This window comes from Paenibacillus sp. J31P190 (genome assembly GCF_059692075.1).
In genome coordinates this window covers 24640-45178 of record NZ_JCAUAS010000013.1, presented here as the reverse complement: position 1 = coordinate 45178, position 20539 = coordinate 24640, and the positions used below count along the sequence as shown (strand labels likewise).

General features: G+C 46.5%; 18 protein-coding genes. 12 read left to right on the top strand and 6 right to left on the bottom strand.

Annotated features, from left to right (window positions below):
• Positions 1–26 precede the first annotated feature (26 nt).
• From AC58U0_RS21650 to AC58U0_RS21625, 6 genes are all read left to right on the top strand, one after another.
• Positions 27–1874 (top strand): sensor histidine kinase, encoded by a 1848-nt coding sequence (locus AC58U0_RS21650; protein ID WP_497381057.1) that lies wholly within the window; start codon positions 27–29, stop codon positions 1872–1874.
• Between the two features lie 3 nt (positions 1875–1877).
• Positions 1878–3059: a response regulator gene (locus tag AC58U0_RS21645; RefSeq protein ID WP_497381056.1), complete on the top strand. Its 1182-nt coding sequence runs from the start codon at positions 1878–1880 to the stop codon at positions 3057–3059.
• Positions 3060–3237: 178 nt separating this feature from the next.
• On the top strand, positions 3238–3777 hold the full coding sequence (locus AC58U0_RS21640) for a C40 family peptidase (RefSeq protein WP_497381055.1): 540 nt from the start codon (positions 3238–3240) through the stop codon (positions 3775–3777).
• A 235-nt stretch (positions 3778–4012) separates the two neighbouring features.
• Positions 4013–4414, top strand: a complete 402-nt coding sequence (locus AC58U0_RS21635; RefSeq protein ID WP_497381054.1) for a pyrophosphohydrolase domain-containing protein — start codon at positions 4013–4015, stop codon at positions 4412–4414.
• A gap of 13 nt (positions 4415–4427) precedes the next feature.
• Positions 4428–4640 (top strand): helix-turn-helix domain-containing protein, encoded by a 213-nt coding sequence (locus tag AC58U0_RS21630; protein ID WP_057303889.1) that lies wholly within the window; start codon positions 4428–4430, stop codon positions 4638–4640.
• 175 nt (positions 4641–4815) lie between these two features.
• Positions 4816–5016, top strand: coding sequence for a cold-shock protein (locus AC58U0_RS21625; protein WP_028555213.1), 201 nt, complete (start codon positions 4816–4818; stop codon positions 5014–5016).
• Between the two features lie 136 nt (positions 5017–5152).
• Here the strand turns inward: AC58U0_RS21625 and AC58U0_RS21620 are convergent, their stop codons facing one another.
• From AC58U0_RS21620 to AC58U0_RS21595, 6 genes are all read right to left on the bottom strand, one after another.
• Positions 5153–6469: an ABC transporter substrate-binding protein gene (locus AC58U0_RS21620; protein WP_497381053.1), complete on the bottom strand. Its 1317-nt coding sequence runs from the start codon at positions 6467–6469 to the stop codon at positions 5153–5155.
• 134 nt (positions 6470–6603) lie between these two features.
• Entirely contained in the window at positions 6604–8220 is a 1617-nt protein-coding gene (locus AC58U0_RS21615; protein ID WP_497381052.1) for a response regulator, read from the bottom strand.
• Positions 8198–9958 carry a cache domain-containing sensor histidine kinase gene (locus tag AC58U0_RS21610; RefSeq protein WP_497381051.1) on the bottom strand — a complete coding sequence of 587 codons (1761 nt, stop codon included), beginning with the start codon at positions 9956–9958 and terminating at the stop codon, positions 8198–8200. Before AC58U0_RS21610 ends, AC58U0_RS21615 begins: the two co-directional genes overlap by 23 nt.
• A gap of 77 nt (positions 9959–10035) precedes the next feature.
• Entirely contained in the window at positions 10036–10887 is an 852-nt protein-coding gene (locus AC58U0_RS21605; protein WP_057303885.1) for a carbohydrate ABC transporter permease, read from the bottom strand.
• Positions 10884–11846 (bottom strand): carbohydrate ABC transporter permease, encoded by a 963-nt coding sequence (locus AC58U0_RS21600; RefSeq protein WP_497381050.1) that lies wholly within the window; start codon positions 11844–11846, stop codon positions 10884–10886. The genes AC58U0_RS21605 and AC58U0_RS21600 overlap by 4 nt, the downstream gene beginning before the upstream one ends.
• 209 nt (positions 11847–12055) lie before the next feature.
• On the bottom strand, positions 12056–12838 hold the full coding sequence (locus AC58U0_RS21595) for a putative protein N(5)-glutamine methyltransferase (RefSeq protein WP_497381149.1): 783 nt from the start codon (positions 12836–12838) through the stop codon (positions 12056–12058).
• 254 nt (positions 12839–13092) lie between these two features.
• On the opposite strand from AC58U0_RS21595, the gene AC58U0_RS21590 reads away from it, so the two are divergent.
• The 6 genes from AC58U0_RS21590 (at position 13093) to AC58U0_RS21565 (ending at position 20452) form a co-directional block, all read left to right on the top strand.
• Positions 13093–14061 (top strand): lysylphosphatidylglycerol synthase transmembrane domain-containing protein, encoded by a 969-nt coding sequence (locus tag AC58U0_RS21590; protein WP_497381049.1) that lies wholly within the window; start codon positions 13093–13095, stop codon positions 14059–14061.
• 1 nt (position 14062) lies between these two features.
• The gene (locus AC58U0_RS21585; RefSeq protein WP_497381048.1) at positions 14063–15523 is read left to right on the top strand and encodes an alkaline phosphatase family protein; all 1461 of its coding nucleotides are present in this window, start codon (positions 14063–14065) and stop codon (positions 15521–15523) included.
• A complete protein-coding gene (locus tag AC58U0_RS21580) occupies positions 15516–16262 on the top strand; it encodes a glycosyltransferase family 2 protein (RefSeq protein WP_497381047.1) in 747 nt (248 codons plus the stop codon). The genes AC58U0_RS21585 and AC58U0_RS21580 overlap by 8 nt, the downstream gene beginning before the upstream one ends.
• Positions 16259–17785, top strand: a complete 1527-nt coding sequence (locus AC58U0_RS21575; protein ID WP_497381046.1) for a nucleoporin-interacting protein — start codon at positions 16259–16261, stop codon at positions 17783–17785. The genes AC58U0_RS21580 and AC58U0_RS21575 overlap by 4 nt, the downstream gene beginning before the upstream one ends.
• 111 nt (positions 17786–17896) lie before the next feature.
• Positions 17897–18922 carry a hypothetical protein gene (locus AC58U0_RS21570; RefSeq protein ID WP_497381045.1) on the top strand — a complete coding sequence of 342 codons (1026 nt, stop codon included), beginning with the start codon at positions 17897–17899 and terminating at the stop codon, positions 18920–18922.
• 48 nt (positions 18923–18970) lie between these two features.
• Positions 18971–20452 (top strand): copper amine oxidase N-terminal domain-containing protein, encoded by a 1482-nt coding sequence (locus AC58U0_RS21565; protein WP_497381044.1) that lies wholly within the window; start codon positions 18971–18973, stop codon positions 20450–20452.
• Positions 20453–20539 lie beyond the last annotated feature (87 nt).

The window sequence follows — 20539 nt, the reverse complement described above, 5'->3', positions numbered from 1 at the left end:
TATAACGAAAGGGGAACGACAACCAAGTGACACGAGGCTTACACTCCATTCATAACCGGCTATTTCTTCTCTTTATCTCCTGTATGTTAGTCCTCGTTCTTTTGGGAAGCGTCCTCTATTATAAGAAGACGACGGATATCATCCATAGTAAAATTAGTGATTTGGCGGAGAAAAATATTTCTCAAACGGTAGGTTTATTTGATTTGCTGCTGCAAGGCTATGACAGTATTACGAAGTCTCTGAACAGCAATTTTGAGCTGCTCAGATTAATCCAAGATCGCGACACCAATAAGGATGAAGCTATTAGCATTATTAATGAGCGCACGATTACCAATATCTTAGGGGCTATCTATTACTCGCGCGATGATATTGTTGGCATTCATGTGATTACGAATGCCGGCAAAAACTATAATTACGAACGAGGATTCCATAGTGTTATGGACACGAATTATCCATCCTCGGAGTGGTACCGGAAGCTGCAGGACTCCTCTGGAGAAATGGTATGGCTTGGCCTTTTCCAAGGCTCTGTCATCAATCAGTTTCAGAAGGATCCGTTATTCATATTCGGGCGCAAACTGTACGATTTAACAGACCACCGGGTGATTGGCGTTATGCTCATTGAAACGAATCCGCAGCCGATTCTTGCCGCTCTTTCGAACGTCACCATCAGTCCAAACAGTCAGGTGTACATTGTTGACCGGGAAGACCGGATGATCGCTTCTACTGCGGCAGAGAAGGTCATTCCGCCTTCTTTCAGCGGGCTTCCGCGTCCTCAAACGAATGAGATCATCGTTGATGATCGAACGGATCATCTCCTCGTTGCCGCGAAAGCGAAGATGTCAGATTGGACCGTGCTTGGTTTGACTCCAAAAGGTGATATCAACGCCGAGGTCGTGAAGACAAGAGAATATTTGTACGTGGTTATTGTTGTACTCGTTATTTTGTCAACCGCTTTGGCAAGTCTCATATCCCGCAACATCGCATCACCGCTCAAGCTCCTCATCCGCGAGATGAAGCAAGTCGAGATGGGGAATTTTAAAGGATCGGTGACGGTGAAGTCGTTTGAGGAAATTAATTCGTTGGTTTCATCGTTTAACCGAATGGTGAATCGGATGGATGAGCTTATCGAGCGCATTACACTCTCTTCCATGAGTGAGAAGAATGCGGAGCTGCAGGCGCTTCAATCGCAGGTTAACCCTCATTTCCTCTATAACACCTTGGATATGATTTACTGGATGCTGGATGAGCGTGAGAACGATCGATTGGGCAAGGTGATCCTAGCCCTGTCTCATATGTTTCGATACAGCAGCGACTGGCAGGAAGCGTCTAAGACGACACTGCGGCAGGAGCTGGACCAAATGCGGCATTACATCACGATTATCGAAAGCCGTTTAGAGGGCAGGGTTAGTACAAACATACAAATAGACCCAGATGTTCTTGATGTCAATCTCCCGAAAATGACCCTGCAGCCAATCATCGAGAACGCCGTTAAATATGGGCTGGAGCCTTCCCGTGAGCCGGGCAATCTCCGTGTATTTACGGAGGTCCAAGAGCAAGAGCTTCATATCATTATTAAGGATAATGGGGTCGGCATCCCGGAGAGCACCTTAGAGGAAATGCAGGAAATGCTGCGCGCGGATACAACGGAGGGAAGTGGCATGGTGGCTTCGATGAAAATGGAGCAGCCTATAGTGCAAAGCTACGTCCAAGCGGCAAGTCCTTCTGTGAGAACTAGGCGGGGTATTGGACTCACCAATGTTCACCGCCGCATAAAGTTAATGTTCGGAGATGCCTACGGGCTCCGTATTCATAGTAAACAAGGAGAAGGAACAACGGTCATCATCGCGATGCCGCTTCCTCGGAAAGGAATGTAAACCATGGACATTCTCATCGTAGATGATGAAACAGTCATACGAGAGGGCATTCAGCGTACGCTGCAGAACCGCTTCCCCGAGCATCGGGTTCATCTGGCTGCGAATGCGGAGCAAGCCATCACGCTGCTGCGGAGCCATCCGATTCACATCGTTCTGACAGACATTCTGATGCCGGGTATGACCGGTCTAGAGCTTATGAATATGTCTCGAAGCCGGCACCCCCATGTGAAATGGGTTGTCATTTCGGCCTATTCGGAGTTTGCCTACGCCCAGGAGGCAGTGAGGCTAGGGGCGAAGGACTATTTGCTTAAGCCGATCGGCAAAGAGGTTTTGATTGAAATGATCGGCAAGCTTAGCGAAGAAGTTACGCGTGACACGGAGCTGATCGAAGAGGCTGAGCTGCTGAAGGCTAACCGCAAATACTTGCAGGAAGCCGTCTTCCAGCGCTTTGCGCAGGGTTTGGACACAGGTCGCATCGATATGGGACCCTTCATGGAGCAGCATCCTTATTTTCATCTCATCATGGTTAAAATGGAGACCGATAAGCCCGTCTTCCTCGAAAATTTCATTATCGAGAACGTCCTGCTCGAGCTTATCGAGCGCTATGGTAAGGGCTTCGTGACGGTGCACGACAGCAAAAGCCTACTAGGGCTAGTCACGCTGCCGGAAGGCGGCAGCCTGACCCTGCTGGTGGATGAGCTGCGCAGCCATCTCGTGAAATATTTGAAGGTGCCCTTCCAGATGATGAGCTCCGAGCTGATCGACTGCTTCCAGGCGGTGCCGGCAGAAGTACAGCGCATGAGGCAAGCGTCTACGACGCAGGTCTACGAGCACCATGCCAGCGGCAGCGATCGCTCCATAGAAGTTGCCCTGCAATATATCCGCACGCACTACCATGCCGATCTATCGCTAGAGAAGGTCGCTTCGATCGTCTACCTGAATTCTGTCTACTTTAGCCAGCTTTTTAAGCAAAAGACGGGTCAAGGCTTCAAGGAGTACGTTATTCACCTGCGTTTGGAGCAGGCGAAGCAGCTGCTGATGAATCCCAAGCTCAAGCTTGCAGACGTGGCTGAACGTATCGGGTACCATGATTTTCGCCACTTTTCGCAAGTTTTCCGCAAAAAGTACGGCGTAACCCCTTCGGAATATCGCCAGGAGAGCACGGGTGATAAACCGGATAAATAGGTGTCAAGGGAATGATTTTCATCAAATTCTCATGGAATTCTAAGAATGGCGGTTTTTGCTAGGCGTGGCGCGTATTTCTCCCTCTTCAGGTAAATGTTGGATGATCGTAGTGTGGTAAGGTGGAATCAGGGTCAAACAAGCCCGTCACAACACGATCCATGAAGGAGGAAGTCCAATCATGCTATTAGTGAAAAACAACCGCCTTAGCAAATCGTTAGTGGGGATAAGCTTAAGCCTTTCCTTGTTAACTTCAGGAACGATGTTCCTTAGTCCGGAGTCCGCTCATGCAGCAACAGACGCCGCGTCAACAGCAACATACAGCGCAAGCGCAACGAGTACCAGCAAAGATGACAGTATCATACGTACGGCGAAATCCTATATAGGTAAAGTTCGCTACGGATTTGGCGTAAGAGATACGAATCGTTTAATCTTAGACTGCTCTGCTTTTACGCAAATGGTATTTAAGAAGAACGGCATCACGATCCCTTGGGGCTCTAGCGCGCAAGCGAAAGTAGGGACTCCTGTGAGGAGTAAATCGAAACTACAAAAAGGTGATCTAGTCCTGTTTAGTGTTAGCAAACCGGGACGCATTAATCATGTTGGCATCTATATAGGAAATGGTAAGTTTATTAGCAACACGACCAGCTCCGGTGTAGTAATTCGTGATATGAATACGGGTTACTGGAAAGATAGATTCATTTCAGGCCGTCATTTGTAAAATTGGACAGGCTGCGCGCGCGAAATCCGCGCTTAGCGGAGCGCTTCCGCAGGAATAAGCGCTTTATCCGCGCTTAAGCCTAATCTACCTCCTTAAGCCCTCACTCGATCTCCCATCATGGTGAAGCTCTTACCGCCATGAATAGAAGTATCGAGGTTAGGGCTTTTTGTTGACCGAGGGCACTTTTAAATGGTATATAAAAGAAAACCGTTTGTAAGGGAGCAGAAGAAACGAAATGACCTTAAAAAAAGCATTTGATGATGTTAAAAAGTTTCATGAGACGTTTGAGCATCCCGTAGGCACATCCCCACAGCGCCTTTCCGAAAGCCGCAAAGCGGCTCGTTTAGCTTGGATGGAAGAGGAACTTCAGGAGTTCAAAGAAGCAGCTACACTGGAAGATGAAGTTGATGCGATGATCGATGAGTTATATTTTGTCCTTGGTACTTTAGTTGAAATGGGTGTGGAGCCTGGACCGATTTTTGATATTGTTCAGCATGCAAATATGTCCAAGGTATGGCCTGATGGACAAGTTCATAAAAATGAGACCGGCAAGACCCTTAAGCCCCCCCATTGGCAGGACCCATTCGACAAAATTAAGGCTGAAATTCGCAGACAGCAAGGCAACCAAAATGGCTGAGGAGGGCGCAACAGTGGCGTTTCACACGAAATTAAAAGAGCTCAGACAGCAGCAAAATCTAACTCTCCGAAAGCTCGGGGAGAAGGCTGGAATCAGCTATTCCATCCTTAATTCTATCGAAAATGGTCGAATCGAGCCGTCGAAAGATGTCGCATTAGCACTAGCAATTGCCTTGAAAATAGAGGACAGGGAAGAGTTCTTATCTTTAGCAAGAAATCCCTCCTAGGGATAATTGCATTACATGATATTGTGTGGTAAAGTAATGTTAAGTCTTAAAGATTCACCCTGAATTGCGTATTGCAAAGGGTTATCATTAAGTAAATGAAACCTTTTCCAATGTGTAATTTTTTTGTTCGAAACAAGAAAAAAGACATGTTAATAAAACTTTGGAGGTATTACCCATGGCAGTAGGAACAGTAAAATGGTTTAACGCAGAAAAAGGATTTGGCTTTATCGAAGTTGAAGGCGGCAACGATGTATTCGTACATTTCTCCGCAATCACTGGCGAAGGTTTCAAATCTTTGGACGAAGGCCAACGCGTTGAGTTCAACGTAGTTCAAGGCAACCGCGGACCACAAGCTGAGAACGTTGTAAAACTGTAAGCTTAGCTTGCACAAATAGCATTCTCGAAGAACGGCCTCTTAACATTACGTTGAGGGTCGTTCTTTTTTGCGTTCTGCTCCAAAGGCAGCAAAACCAAAAATAAAGAACCTCTTTAGAGGCTCTCCATTCACGTTATTATTGATAATCTTTTGCTTTTTTCACAAGCTCTTCATAAGCAGCTTCTGGCGTTATTTTGCCGAACATTACTTTTTCGCCGATGCTCTTATAATCTTTAGCTGTATAGTTACTCCAGCCTTTAGCCCCGGCATTGAAAGGTTGAGCGTCAGGAGCAACCGTTTTAATGAGTTCAATTTGCAATTTGTCTGCGGGAGTTAACTTAGGTGTCAGGAAATCAAGCATTTTCTTGGAAACCGGCACGCCTCTTGTCGTCGTTAAAATGTCTGCGGCTTCGCTATCATTCACGAACCAGTCGATGAATTTCTTGGATTCTTCCGCATACTTGGAATCAGCACTTACCGACCAGAACATAGAAGGTTTCAGCCAACCACTGGACTTTGTTCCTTTAGGCTGAGAAACAAGTGAGTAAGCACCTGGTTTTACACCCTCGTAACCAGGGAATAGCGCGGCGAAAGTACGTTTCATCAATACGCTGTCATTGTTCATTAAATCGAGTTTCGCGTCAGATTCTTTGTCTGTGCTAGCGATTTCTGCGGGGGGAATAACTCCGGCTGTTCGCAGCTCCGCATATTTCTTAACAAAGGTCAGCCACGTATCTTTATCGAAGTTGAATTTGCCGTCCTCGGTGATTGGGTAGCCTTTACCCTGACTAATTTGATAGGCGGAATACGTGGTATAATCGGATGTCGCATCCATTAACACATATTTGTCTTTATCAAGCTTGGCTTTAGCATCTTTACCGAATTGGAAGTATTCATCCCATGTCCAACCGTTTTTGGGAGGAGTAACCCCTAGTTTATCAACGGCATTCTTATTGTAGATCATGCCAGTAGCATTATTGCCTAGCGCGATGGCATAAAGCTTATCTTTAAATTTCCCTGAATCCACGAGCGATTTGTCGATATCTTCGGTACGAATGCCTTTGGATAAGTCAGCCAGCTGGTTTCTGCCTGCATACTCGGCGAGCCATGCCGGATCCATTTGGATAATATCTGGAGCATTTTTGGCAGCAGCTTGGGTAGCCAGCTTATCCGCGTAGCCATCAAACCCAGAAAATTCTGGCTCAAAGGTCACATTTGGGTGTTTCTTTGTATACGCATCTAGTGCTTTTAATGTGGCATCGTGCCTTGCCTGTGAACCCCACCATACAATGCGAAGCTTAACGGGCTGGGAGGTTGTAGCCGCGGGTGCTGCCGTTGCAGCAGGACTGCTTCCTGTAGCACTTGGTGTATTTCCGGAACCACATGCACTTAGGGACAGCGCTATCATGGCAGTCATCGAGAGCATGCTCCATTTTCTCATCTGCACTTTCATTGAAAATCCCCTTTCACTACCTCATTATCTTTACAAGTTAATTATAGGACAACTGAAAAGAAGAAAAAGGAGAGTAATGAACACACTTCTTTCACTATTGATCACAATATTGCGCTGAATACGTACATTCTCGGTTATAACCCGCTCTTACTTACTTCACTTGGGCTAATGCCATTATATTTTTTGAAAATAGAGCTAAAATAAGGGACGTTTTTATAGCCAACTTTTTCGGATATCTCATAAATCAAATATTTGCCTTCGGCTAAAAGGGCCTGTGCCTTCTTCATCCGCACTTGGATGACGTAGTTCGTGAAGGTTTCACCGGTCGCTTTCTTGAATATTTGATTCAAATAATTGCGAGACAAGTAAAGCTGCTTCGACATATCTTCCAAGCTGATCTCTTCGGCATAGTGATCATGTGCATATTGAATCATGAAATCAACCGCTTCTTTATGTTTGGAATTCTCGTTCCAATGGCGGCTGGTTGCAATGATATGAATTTTACCCTGCAGCCATTGCTGCAATTGTTCAGGTGTTTGAATTTGAGTTATTTCCGACTGCAGCTTCATTCCTGGAAACAGTTCATCAAGCACAATACCTACGCTGTATAAGGAGTAAGCAAATATGGTCCAAAGCTCTGCACATAAGTACTGCAAGTAAGCCGGGGTAATGGTTGACATAGTTTGCAGACGGTGGATATAAGCTTCCACAATCTGTGCAGCCGTTTCTTCTTTGGAATAAACAATCGCTTCCGCAAGCTCCTGATAAAACTTAATTGGACGAATAGCAAGTTCCTTCTCTGATGGAACAGTCGACGGATGCTCTCGTGCAAGCGGCGGGATGATGGTTATCTGTAATAAATCTAGAAAGGCTTCTTCGGTGGAATCCGATATTTCCTGCCATGATTCCTTCATCTGGCCTAACCCTAGACGGATCGTTAAACGCAGATAAGTAAGGACACAATCCGTGATACGCTCGCCAATCAATTGAATTCTATGCATAACGTCATCGTTTACACTCGAACGCTCAATATGAAACATTATCGCGGCATGATGGCTGTGAAGCTCAATGAAGTCGGACTCAGGCCAATCTTCGGCCAAGATTTCTCTAATAATATTGGCTAATGCAAAACGAAACAAATTCCAATCGATTAGCGATAGGTTAGCTGTGCGAACAGTGCTCATCAGCTCTATACCCATCACGAGGTGATTCCTTTGCAGCCAATAGGCTTGTTCAGATAGCAGAATGCTTTCCGCGGCAATCGTTTCATTAAAGGTGCCGGTAATGACAGACTTCAACCATTCTTGCTGCACAAAAGGCTCATACATCATCAGCCTTCTTTTGACTTCTTCTTGCTCTATTTTTTTCAGTTCTTTTGTTTCGAGTTCTTTAATGACTTTGGCTAGCACAGCCCCCAGTTCTTCAATGGTTACGGGCTTGGACAAATAGTCACTCACCTGCAGCCGCAGAGCCTGCCGTGCATACTGGAAATCGGCGTAACCGCTTAGGATGATCAATTCACCGGGAAAGTTAGTCTCTCGGAGCTTCTCGATCATTTCCAGGCCGTTCATTACAGGCATGTAAATATCCGTAATCACGATATCCGGCTGAGTTTGTCGGACCATTGCAAGACCTTCGGCGCCATCACTGGCTTCACCTACTAATTCGGCGTCAATAGACTCCCAAGGAATCGCCTTCTTCATACCTTCCAACACTTGAAAGTCGTCATCAATAATGAGTATTTTCCACATGATACTTCTCCTCGACTTCTTCTTTATTTTGGATTTGCGGCAATAGAATGGTGACTTCGGTGCCCCTGCCTTCCGTACTTGTAATATGGACCCCATAAGGAGGCCCGAAATAAGCCTCAATTCGTTCTTTCACATTTCGCAATCCGTAACCGCCTGTTTTCCTTGCCTTGGGTTGATCCCAATCGGGTCGCAGCCCAACACCATCATCCCAAATTTGAAATTGGATATCTTGCCCTAGCAGCTGCACATTCACTCGGATTTCGCCTTTCTTTCGCCCGTGAAAACCATGGATGATCGCATTTTCAATAAAAGGCTGCAGGGTAAGTCTCGGTACATAGAGTTCTTTGGCTGATTCGTCGACAGAGATGGTGAATGTCAAGCGATCGCCCCATCGAATTTGCTGAATTTGCAAATAACATTCGACATGCGTCATCTCGTCCGCAATGGGGATCAAAGTTTCACCATTAGAGAGGCCGATGCGAAACATTTTACCCATTAAGGAAAGGATCTTGCTGATTTTCGTTTGACCGGAATCAATAGCTAACCAGTTTAATTGATCCAATGTGTTGTATAGAAAATGGGGATTGATCATAGCCTGCAGTGCCTTAATTTCGGCTTCGCGTTGGCGCTTGTGCTGAGCTTTCAATGAGGTTAAAAGTTCCTCAATTCGTTCCATTTGTTTACGATAGCCGTTAAATAAATTTCCGAATTCATTGGTGTAATCCGTAGGCAAGTCCGAAACAAGACCCCGATCGGGAAGCTTGCTCATAAAAGCAACCAAAAGTCTAATTGGATTGGTAAATTGTCTGGATATAAAGAAAGTGAAAAAGGATGCAATAAAAATGGCGGATAAGCCGACAGTTAAGAGAATTAGTGCTAATCGAATACTGCCATGGATAATGCTCTTCCATGGTGTCACCTCAACGAGTGTCCAGTTCGAGGGGGATTTACTCCAAACGAGTAAGGCTTCACTTTGCTCTTTGGCTTTTAAATGAACACTTCCGGACTTCTCCTGAATCAACCTAATCTTCTCCAGCTCACTCTCTTGTAAGTTGGGATCGCCTATGGCAGCAATTGTTCTGCCGCCAGCGTCAACTAACAATCTGCTTCTTCCCTCTGTTTCACCTCGAATCAAATTCTGGATTTCGGATGATTTCACATTAAGCAAGAGCAAGCCGTAATAGATACCTGAGTTATTGTAAAGCTTTCTTGCAAAGCTAGTAACCGATAGCGAGCCTTTATTGGTTGGAATAGTACGTTCTTTTATCCAAGCAAAATCATTATTTTGGATGTCCGAAAACCATTCCTCGTCCTTCACCCTCTTTAAGTCATAAACGCGAATTGGCCCCTGAGCATCTGTCACGAACGGGCGTTCGATATATAAATAAATGGATTGCACCATTGTCGTGCTGTAGGTAATGCTGGCTAGTAGGGCCTCCAAATCTGCCTTGCGTTTTTTTAGCTCAAATAAGTCACTCTCCAGAGGATCATACCCAATAATATCGATATTTCTGGAGGCTGCGTTAGACATCTGCTCAATAGAGTTCAACTGAGTGACCAAGCGCTTATTCAACTCATTTAACAGATCCTGCTGATAATTAGCGGTATTGTCAGCTAACTCGCGTGAAGTTAGACTGTAGCTGATCCAGGAGGAAATGAGCAGCAGCACGGCAATGAATACGGCGAAGCTTCCAAAGAACAGGCGACCGATTCGAACGCGCTTGAATACGTTAAACACAGCAGCTCCTCCTCATTAACTTCCATAAAAGTGGAAAAAAGGCTGCGGTAGCGCAACCTTTTTCTTATTCTATTATTTTATCCTTTCACTGCACCTGAAGCAATGCCATCGACAAAATGGCGCTGCGCCATAAAAAAGAGAATCAGTGACGGAATAATAGAAACGAGCGACATGGCAAGTAATTGTCCCCACGGAAGAGCTGATTGGCTGTCGACGAACAGCTTCAAAGCAAGACCGACGGTGTATTTGCTCACAGAATTGATATACAGCAAGTGTCCGAAGAAATCGTCCCAATTCCAAAGGAAACAATAAATGGCGACCGTTACGAGTGCGGGCTTCGTTAAGGGCAGCACAATGCGTAAGTAAATGCCGAACCAGCTGCAGCCGTCCATTTTGGCCGATTCGTCCAGCTCGCGCGGAATTCCGCGAATAAACTGCACCAACAGGAAGATAAAGAAGGGTCCTCCGATCCCGCCTGCTAGGGCATGTGGAACATAGAAAGGCAGATACGTATTGACCCAACCCCAAGTATTAAACATGATGTACTGGGGAACCAGTGTCACTTGACTTGGCAGCATCAGGGTAACCATTAGAATGGAAAACCAGAAATTTTTCAGCGGAAAATCCAATCGAGCGAAACCAAAAGCAACCAAGCTGCAGGAAATGATAGACGTTACAAGAACTCCAGCAATCAGTTCAAAAGTATTCAGATAAAAATGAGTAAAGGTGAACTTAGGAATGGCGACCCACCCTTGGCTGAAGTTACTCCATAACCACTCCGTAGGAAAGAAGCTGGGCGAGCTCATCTCCGCGTTCGATTTAAAAGCAGCTCCCACCCACCACAACATGGGATATATCATGATGAGACTAAACAGTGCCAATAAGAAATGTGTTCGAAAAGTGCGTGTTCCAATCAGCTGGTTTCTCATTTTCTTCTCCCTCCTTCTGTTTCATAGAATACCCAGTAACGGGATGAGGCGAAAATTAATGCCGTTACGATCGCAATCACCACAAGGAGTATCCATGCCAGAGCGGAAGCATAACCCATCTCATATCTAGAAAAAGCACGATCATATAGGTATAAAGCATACATATACGTGGAGTTAATGGGTCCGCCTTTCGTTATGATGAAGGCTTGCGTAAACATTTGAAAGGAACCGATTGTCTGCAGTACGAGATTAAACAACAGTACAGGCGACAGCATAGGTAAGGTAATACTGAAAAACTGTCTGACTTTAGATGCCCCATCCACGGAAGAGGCTTCGTATAACTCGGCTGGTATTTGTTTTAATCCGGCTAGGAAAATAACCATCGAAGAACCAAACTGCCAAGCAACCAGAATAATTAAGGTGCCTAGTGCCGTATTGGGATTGCTAATCCAACTGATTCCCTCGATACCGAAATAACTTAAAAATCGATTGATAAAACCGTTAATGCCGAAAATATTTTGCCAAAGAATAGCTACAGCAATGCTGCTCCCTATTAATGAAGGTAAATAGATGAACGTTCGATACACAGAAATCCCTTTTATTTTCTTATTGAGCACCATTGCAACCATTAAGGCGCTGAAGAGTTTGATGGGCACGGATAATACGACAAAAAGAATCGTTATTTTCAAAGATTGACGAAACATCTCATCGTCTGCAAAAATGCGCTCATAGTTTCTTAAGCCGATCCACTCTGGCGCATCTAACAACGTATATTTTGTGAAAGAGTAATACATCGATTGAACCATCGGCCATAAGGTTAACAGCAGAAATCCAAGTAACCACGGGGAAATGAATAGATACCCAGCTATGGGCGATTCCCAGCGTCCTTTCAGGGTGAATGCCGTTGATATTTTGCGTGAAGAAAGCTTTTGGGGAGCCAATCTAGTTTCAGGCTTCATCGGGATTAACCGCCTTTCATTTCAATAACACCTTTATGTTTAGTATAAAAGGTATTGCCCACCCGAAAAATGAGAGTAATGAACACAATTCATTCACAATCGAACAAATTGTTCTGCGAAAATAAAGTTGTTAAACAAAAACCCAGTCAAAACACCAAAATTAAGTGTTAGACTGGGTTTTTATTTACTACTGCTCTGCCAAGCAAGGTTCACGTCTCGTTTGCGGACAGGCCGGGCCTGGTTCCTATTACGACTGTAGCGTCCAGTTCGTCTAATCTAGCTACCTGCGGGATCAGCCCATTGCTAGCGAAAATTTTGATTGTCTGCGGCGCCTGCCGCTGGCTAGTCTCAATCAGAAGATGGCCACCCGGTGCCAGCCAGATTGGCGCCGCAGCCGCCACACGGCGCTGGACGTCATGCCCATCTGCGCCCCCGTCGAGCGCCACAAGAGATTCGTGAATCCGGGCCTCTGGAGGCAGCAGCCTGATCGCCTCGGTGGGGACGTAAGGTGCGTTGGCGACCAAGATGTCGACGCGACCTTGCAATTTGGCGGGAAGCGGCTCGTAGAGGTCGCCTTCATATACGTGACCACTGACGTTGCGGCGGGCACAGCGAACTGCGGCTGGGTCGATGTCGGTGGCGTACAACTCGATCCGTTCTAAGACGGCAGCCAGTGCTGTGCCCACTGCGCCCGAGCCGCAGCATAGGTCGACCACTATGGCTCCTGACTGTGCGAGTGCTGCGGCCTGGCGAACGAGAAATTCTGTGCGGTGGCGAGGTACGAAGACTCCTTGATCCAAGGCTATCTTTAGACCGCAAAATTCCGCCCATCCGATTACATGTTCGAGAGGCAAACCGGCGACTCGACGATCCACCATGGTGATGAGATCGTCCGACGTCCGAGCTGCTGAGATGAGTAACCGGGCCTCATCTTCGGCGAAAACACAACCAGCGGCTCGAAGCCTGCTGACAAAGATTGTTTCATTTATAATTTATCTTCACTCTCTTTCGAATAAATCGATCATGTCTCATAATGAACATGATAACAAAACATTTAAGGACATTGTGGAGAAAGAATCGCTATAGTCATTCTGTCCGTAAGTTCGTCTTGCTGTTGGCAATTCTATGCATCCCCTACTGGAATTAGGTTGACGTAGCCCCCCAAACCGCCTATACTGACCATGATTCTCATTCTCACATAAAACTAGTTTGAGGTACCCTTAACTAAAAGAAGGTCACAACAAATATGCCAACAAAGAAACAAATTGTTCGTTTCCTGGCAATCCTTTTGATCGTTTGTTCTATTTTTCTGACATGGCAATGGTTCGATTCGAAGGAATGGCTCCGGGACGTAGAGCTTCTTTTCCATCAACCTGAGTGGTTGGTCTTCATGTTCGTCATCTACCTGCTCTCCTTCCTCTTAAAGGCCGCAGCTTGGCGAATTTATACAGGGTCTGAGGTGCGATTCAGCATTTATTTACATGCTATTAGCTATAGCTTGCTCGTCAATCATGTACTTCCGGTGAAAGCGGGAGATGGCGTTCGTGCTGGCTTATATATGAAGCATGGCGGGAAATCGTGGGAGGAAGCGTTCCATTCCGTTGCGGTCATGCGATTGCTTGATATGCTCGTGCTTGCTGGAATTGGGGGAATTGGCATCATTCGGTTAGGTCTGCCCTCTTCATGGATCTGGGTGACGGTGTTGGCTGGGGGAACCGTGATTCTCGCAACAGCGCATTACCTGCCCGTGATTCGCAAAATTCCGTTCATAGCGAAGCATTCGGCTTATTTTCATCTTAAAATGCTCTCTGGCAAAGGGCTCGTTATTGTAGGCTTGATTGCTTTAAGCTGGATCCTAGAAGCTGGTGTTATCTTTGCTGTTGCTCGCATGATCGGCTTGCAGCTTGGGACAATCTCGCTCGTTTGGGCGAATAGCATGACGATTTCTGGACAAATATTCCATATAACTCCAGGTGGGATAGGTACCTATGAAAGTACAATGAGCGGGTCCCTTGTCTTGCTCGGTGTTGATGGTAAGGATGCTTATAGGGCGGCACTTGTGTCGCATACTTTTAAATTTCTTTTTGCCTACACGTTAGGGGCGTATTCACTTGTGCGAATGCCTTTAGGTTGGCACGAGATGAAAACCTGGATTGCACGGCTTAAAGGTCACAAAAAACCATCATTGAATGGTAACGCACGGAAGGATGATTAATATGAAAAAAGCTTCATCGTTTGAAATCGTCGCAGCTCGCTGCTGGAACTTGCTAAATGAGGGAAAACCGTTTACCCCGATTTTCGTTGTGGGCGTCTTTCTGCTCTATCATATCGGCGTATGGTCCGATCCTAGTTTTTGGAGTGCCGCTGGTTTGGGGCTGCTCGTGACCCTCCCTCTTTTTGTGCTGTATTATTGCTTTGATTTTCCGCTTTTTTTGCGAAATTATTTATGGATGCCATTCATTGCTGCGCTGCTGATTTGGGAGCGGTCTGAGTTCTCGCTGTATTTGCTAGCGCTAGGGTTGTTCTACTTCTTTACGGTTTATTTCTGGGGCACTTTTTACTATCATCTACGAATTGGGACGACTTGGTGGAATTTCACACGGTTCTGGAAGCTAGTTCTGAAAAATAGCGACTCGACAAGCGGCAATGCGCAGGAGCAGATGCCTAAGTTTTTACTGCTGCTTTTCGTATGGAGTCATTATTACCGTCAGTTCGAGGGTGGTGTTTCCGCTGATGTAGGTACGGGGCTTCTATTTGCGGGCGGTTTGCTGATATACAGCTTCATTCTCCATCGTTATTTGTTTGACTGGAAACCAGCAGAAATCCCAACGTACACACGCGATTCAAGCGATGTACAAGCAGGCGGACAAGCACTGAATAAGAAGGTCATTGTGATTGTCGTGGACGGGATGCGCAAAGAGCGCTTTGAAGAAGCCGACGCGCCATTTATGAAGAAACTGCGAGCAGAAGGCACGGAGTATGCCCGGATGGAAACCGTGTATCCTGCGCGTACCGTGGTATGTTTCTCATCGATGTTCACGGGTACTTATCCGCGCGAGCACGGTATTCGCTCCAATATGGTTTGGAGGCTGGGGATTCGGGTTGAAAGTATTTTTGATTCGCTGCGTAAAGTTGGCAAAAAAGGACGTCTGCTCGGCATAGCGCACTTAATCGACTCCATGGGGGACGATGTTGAGAGTGTGACCGCTGTGATGCATAACGATGTCGCAGATCGTAATATTATCGAACGGGCGAAGAAGATCATGGCCGAACAGAACCCTGATTTACTCGTTGCCCAATTGATTGGTGTTGACCAAACGGGTCACAGCCGAGGCGTTTTATATGACGATTACACACAAAAAATTGCCGAAGCCGATCAATTAATTGAAGAATTCGTTGGCTGGCTTGAAGATCGCGGCATGATGGAGAATACGACGCTCATCATTTGTGCCGATCACGGACAGGCTGATGGTATTGGCGGACATGGCCATTTGGATGAGGGTGAGCGCTATGTGCCTTTCTTCCTGCATGGTCCAGCGATTGAGGCCGGCCATCGTATTGATGAAAAGCATTCCCTCGTATCCATGGCTCCGACCCTAGCTTATCTACTAGGAGCTCCATTCCCTAGCCATAGTCGCGGACCTGTCTTAACGGAGGCTATTAAGCATCATGACTAAGAAGAAAATCATCGTTTTCATGCCTGCGCATAACGAAGAAGAGAATATCAGCGGGGTTATTGCCCGCGTGCCGAGAGATTTCCACCCTCAGTATGAGGTGGAGGTGCTCGTCATCGACGACGGGTCCAAGGACCGCACGGTCGCCGTAGCTCAGGAAGCGGGAGCCGACCACATCGTGTCGTTCCCGCACAATAAAGGGCTCGGCGCTGCCGTTCGTGAAGGGCTGAAGCAATGCTGCCTGCTCGGCGCCGACATTGGCATTATGATTGACGCGGATAATGAGTATCCGCCGGAGCAAATTCCCGATGTCCTTGCGCCCATCATCGCCGGGCGGGCGGACTACACCTTTGGCTCACGCTTCAAAGGGCAAATTCAAGGCATGAAGCTGCATCGCCGCTTAGGCAACTATACGTTCACACTGCTGCAGGCGATCCTGCTGCGTAGATGGATTTATGACGGCCAATCTGGGATGCGCGGGTTTTCCCGCGATGCCATGGAGAATGCCGTTATTGTCCACGACTATAACTATGCTCAGGTGCTCACGTTGAATCTGGTTCGCCAAGGGTATCGCTTGGAGGAGATTCCGATCACCTATCGAGTACGTACGAAGGGGCAATCCTTCATTAAATTCAGACAGTATGTGACCTCCGTACTCCCGGCAATCTATAAAGAAATGAGACGCCCTGTCTCTAAACGCAATGTGAATCCACAGACGAATCGAGATGATGCGGGCATATGAAACTTTATGCAATATGGTTGGCGCTGTTCGCAGCTGCTGTTATTGCCGGAGTGACGTGCCTAAGTATTGTCTACGCCAGCCCCTTTGCGCGAACGTGGGACGAGGTCGATTTCACATTGGCTCTACATAGGTATGATCTACTCGCTATGCAGCCTCATTTTCCGGGTTATCCGTATTTTATTCTAGGCGGTTGGTTTATTGACCAGTGGATGAATGATCCCGTTAAAGCTTTATCTGTCTTCAATACCCTAGCAGCCTTAAGCTCCGCGCTTCCTATGTTTTTACTGGCAAAGCGTCTGACGGGCAGCGGTATGAAGAGTCTTTTACTGCCTGCGCTCGTATTAAGCAGCCCCTACATCTGGCTCATGTCCTCACGTCCCATGTCGGAGTGTGCGGGTATGGCCTTATTGTGGTGGTTTCTTTGGAGTATCCGCTTTGCGATGGATCGTCCCGTTTCCATGCTACGTCATGGTCTGGCACTGTTAATGTTCGGCTTCCTTATGGGTACACGCCTATCCTTTTTTCCGTACGGTCTTGCGTTAGTACCGCTCTGGTACGGAATTTGGCAGTACGGTGCGAGCGGTTGGCGGAGGTGGCTGAGACTGGGGGGCTCGGTCTTGGCTGCGCTGCTGTTTCAGCTGCTTTGGGTAGCTGGTTTGGTGCTTTCCGAAGGAACTCTCGCTGGTTTCTGGAAGCTCTCTCTGGCTTTCGTTGAAGGACATTTCTCCGAATGGGGCGGCGGTGTTATCTCTACCCCGATGCCGCTTGGTGAACGAATCTATCAGCTCATTGGACACAATTTACTGGGATCAGCCCTGCTAGGCGGTTCCATTCTCATTGGCTTATGGCTCGTCGTTATTGTCGCTGCAGCGTTTATCGGTCGGAGATTCGTTCCTCCAAGTGTGCAGGGCAATGAGAATCGGCGTTATATCTTCTGGCTCGTTGGCTGTGCCGTTTTGTACACCCTTTGGGCTCTTTTTGGTCAAAATATTGAGAAACCGCGTCATATTGTTCCTGTCGTTGCCCCGATATTGCTTCTTATGTTTACTTTTATCATTCAAACGGCAGAGGGATTAAGGATATCCATGCATAGGACGCGTCTATTGAGAATAGCGCCAACGATCCTGTACGCGCTCCTCATTAGCCTCATATCCATTCAAGTTGTCTACGGGGCTCAGCTACAGAAGCGGCAGGCCGTGGAAGAACCGGCTGTTTATCAGCTTCATGACTATGTAAGCAGCTTGCAAGAGCCTCTCCTACTGTTTACATGGGAAGAAACGAGGGTACTGCAGTACTTGCAGGCCGACTACGATCATCAGCGCATCTATACATACGGGTACTTTCAAGCGTTGGCTGGAGCGAATCCCGAGCGGCGTGTGCTGCTCACCGATCATGTCGTTCAAGGCTTTGAGCAGCAAGGCAAATCGGTAAAGGAGCATTTGAAGCAGCTTGCTGAGTTTAAATCCGACGCTCTATTTGACCCGGCGTATGGGCGCGTTATTTTATATGAGTGGGTGCCTTAAGATGGGGTTCATCTTCTAGGCAAAGTAAAATAATGGTTGACACAAATATGGACAATGATTATCATTATCAATGACAACGAGGTTCCAAACAATCATATCAGGGGTGAAGACATGAAACGATGGCTACTAGCCGGTTTGACTTTTGTTCTAGCGGCATTGATCATTTTGCCGTCCTCCGCGCTGGCCTATTCGTATGGTGACGCCAATACAGAAGCAGTCGCTGAAACCTTTAAGCTGGTTCAAGCCAGTGTAGGCGATGGAGCGAACAATTGGGGCGCTGCGGAAAGTGCTTACAAGGAGATAAGAGCAGAACTCGTATCGCACTTCGGCGATGGAATAGCTGCCACACTGGACGCTAATTTCCAGGCCAAAGATAGTAAAGCAGTCATTGCTAATTTCAAAGCTGTCCTCGTCATGAACTTGGATCGACGGTTTACCTATGCTACCAAAGGGCTTGATGATTATGCAGAGTCTAAACTCTTGCTAGCCAAAGCTAAGGCGACCTTTGACACACTGGAGCCTTATGTGGGAGCGGGTTCGAGTGAAATTAATAAAGCTTTCGAAGCTGCGCTTGAAGCGCTAGGGAATCCTGGGTTGTTCGGCGTAGGGAAGAAGGATGTGCAGCCAGATGTATTCAAGGAAAAGGTCAATTTTATCTATGGTAAAGTGAAGCCGCTGTTCCCTTATACGGCTTACGTCAAGCCAGCTGCTCCAAGTGAACCCACTCCTGTTCCCAAGCCGCAGACAACAACTGCGCCTGTTAAGAACGAGACGGGGGTCAAGACAGAACAACCGGTATCGCCGGCTAAAGATGCTAAACCGACAGAATCAAAGGCACCGGATGCCGCTGCTGCAGTGGAGACGAAGTCGCCTGAGCCTTCTGCAACGGCTAGTGCTAGTCCTACACCAACAACGGAAGCGGCTCAGCCTACAGCGACAGTAGAAGCGCCGGCTAAAGCGTCGGAAGCAACGGGTTCAGATGCTAAACAAGCTGATTCGGCGAAAGCAGCATCCGCACATGCACCTATGGAGCGTTCCGATAAAACGAATCCGCTTATCAGCGCAGCTGTTATCGGAGGGGTTATCGTTCTTTTGGGCGGAGGGGTATGGTTCGCTCGCAAAAGAAAATGGATTTAATTTATATTTCTTAAACAAAACTTGAGATGAGTAGAGGAGAAACTTATTATGCGTAAATTTCTAGCAGTAGCTTTAAGTGTTTCACTAGCTTTATCTAGCGTTGTTACGGTTACATCGGTTGCTTTTGCAGAAAGTAAATTCCAAATCACGGAAGATCAAACGATCGCTGCCTCCATCAAGTCTTTCACGGATATCAAAGCTCTTTTCACAGATAAAACCGTACTTGCAGATGTTCAGAAATTATACGTAGATAAATTCCAAACCGAAGTTAAACGCATCGATACAACAATTAAAGCAGATGATCCTAAGATCGATGCGAACATCACACTTGTCCTAAACAGTGCTATCAAAGGCGATTTGAAAGTCGACCAAGCGAAACAAGCGATTGATAAAGGCCTACAATGGTACTACTTCTTGGCTGTACGTGATTTGGTGAACAACCAAGTGCGTCCTGCTTTGACCAAAGGCGATGTTGCCGGAGCGAAAGCAGCTTTTGATAAAGTTGTACAAATTTATGAAGCTGTTCTAGAACCAAACGTTGTGAAACGCGACGCGAAATATAGCTTAAACATGGTTGCACTTTTGAAAACAACGATTGAGCTTATGCAAAAAGATATTAAAGAGAATAACTTGAATGACTTCAATGTTCACCGTCAATTCCTTGACAAAACGTTGATCAAAAACTACACACTCGCTACTTTTACATACGCAGAAAGCATTGCTACTAAAGCCCCTGCTGATCAAGCGGCAGCGATTACTGAAGGTTACTTCCTCTATATGCCGGTATACACCTACCTCAGAGGCGGCAGTGTCGCAGACGCTAACTTCGTGAGAGATGCCTTCGCATCCGGCGATGCAAGCAAAATCAAAAAAGATGAAATCCAAAATGCTTTACACCGCACAATGATCGGTAAAGTATCCGAATATGTGAAGCAAGCATTCACGAAGCTTGAAGCTGGGGACTTGCAAGGTGCACGCGGATATGCAGCTGAAGGCAACATGTTCCTTGCTAGCCAAGAAGTTTTCTTAGGTAAAGAGAAGTATGCGGCTGCTGTTGAAGTGGCAACGAAATTCTCAAACGCTGTAGACGCATCCGATCTAGCTGCTGCACAAGAGTATGGCTTCCAAGTTCTTAAATTCCAAGTTGGTAAAGATGGTTCAAGTTTGAAAATTGGCAGCAAGGATTATCAAGTAGATGGCGCTGCTTTCACTGCTGAAAATGCGCCTTTCATTAACGCAGAAAGCGGACGTACGTTGGTGCCGGTACGTGTTATTGCCCAGGCAATTCAAGCTGGGGTTGAATGGGTAGACGCAACGAAAACAGTTGTCATCACCAAAGATGGTAAGAAAACAGAAATTACATTAGGATCCGATCAAGTCGTAGAGAATGGTAAAGTGAATGAGAAAGTCAAACTGGATCAACCGGTTATTATCGAAAACGGAAGCTCATTCATTCCCTTGCGTGCTGTAGCTGAGTTGTTCAGCAAACGTGTATTCTACCAAAATGGTGAAATTATCATTCTTCGTTAATCATTTCGTTCATAGCGAAGACACTTGTGCCTAGTAGGCGCAAGTGTCTTTCAGCATGCTGAAACAAGGAAGAGAACAGGGGGCAGA

Excerpts from the sequence above, each read along its gene's own strand:
- AC58U0_RS21645 (WP_497381056.1), top strand. The coding sequence starts at position 1,878 with ATGGACATTCTCATCGTAGATGATGAAACAGTCATACGAGAGGGCATT.
- AC58U0_RS21640 (WP_497381055.1), top strand. The coding sequence starts at position 3,238 with ATGCTATTAGTGAAAAACAACCGCCTTAGCAAATCGTTAGTGGGGATA.
- AC58U0_RS21635 (WP_497381054.1), top strand. The coding sequence starts at position 4,013 with ATGACCTTAAAAAAAGCATTTGATGATGTTAAAAAGTTTCATGAGACG.
- AC58U0_RS21625 (WP_028555213.1), top strand. The coding sequence starts at position 4,816 with ATGGCAGTAGGAACAGTAAAATGGTTTAACGCAGAAAAAGGATTTGGC.
- AC58U0_RS21620 (WP_497381053.1), bottom strand. The coding sequence starts at position 6,469 with ATGAAAGTGCAGATGAGAAAATGGAGCATGCTCTCGATGACTGCCATG.
- AC58U0_RS21615 (WP_497381052.1), bottom strand. The coding sequence starts at position 8,220 with ATGTGGAAAATACTCATTATTGATGACGACTTTCAAGTGTTGGAAGGT.
- AC58U0_RS21605 (WP_057303885.1), bottom strand. The coding sequence starts at position 10,887 with ATGAGAAACCAGCTGATTGGAACACGCACTTTTCGAACACATTTCTTA.
- AC58U0_RS21600 (WP_497381050.1), bottom strand. The coding sequence starts at position 11,846 with ATGAAGCCTGAAACTAGATTGGCTCCCCAAAAGCTTTCTTCACGCAAA.
- AC58U0_RS21590 (WP_497381049.1), top strand. The coding sequence starts at position 13,093 with ATGCCAACAAAGAAACAAATTGTTCGTTTCCTGGCAATCCTTTTGATC.
- AC58U0_RS21585 (WP_497381048.1), top strand. The coding sequence starts at position 14,063 with ATGAAAAAAGCTTCATCGTTTGAAATCGTCGCAGCTCGCTGCTGGAAC.
- AC58U0_RS21580 (WP_497381047.1), top strand. The coding sequence starts at position 15,516 with ATGACTAAGAAGAAAATCATCGTTTTCATGCCTGCGCATAACGAAGAA.
- AC58U0_RS21575 (WP_497381046.1), top strand. The coding sequence starts at position 16,259 with ATGAAACTTTATGCAATATGGTTGGCGCTGTTCGCAGCTGCTGTTATT.
- AC58U0_RS21570 (WP_497381045.1), top strand. The coding sequence starts at position 17,897 with ATGAAACGATGGCTACTAGCCGGTTTGACTTTTGTTCTAGCGGCATTG.
- AC58U0_RS21565 (WP_497381044.1), top strand. The coding sequence starts at position 18,971 with ATGCGTAAATTTCTAGCAGTAGCTTTAAGTGTTTCACTAGCTTTATCT.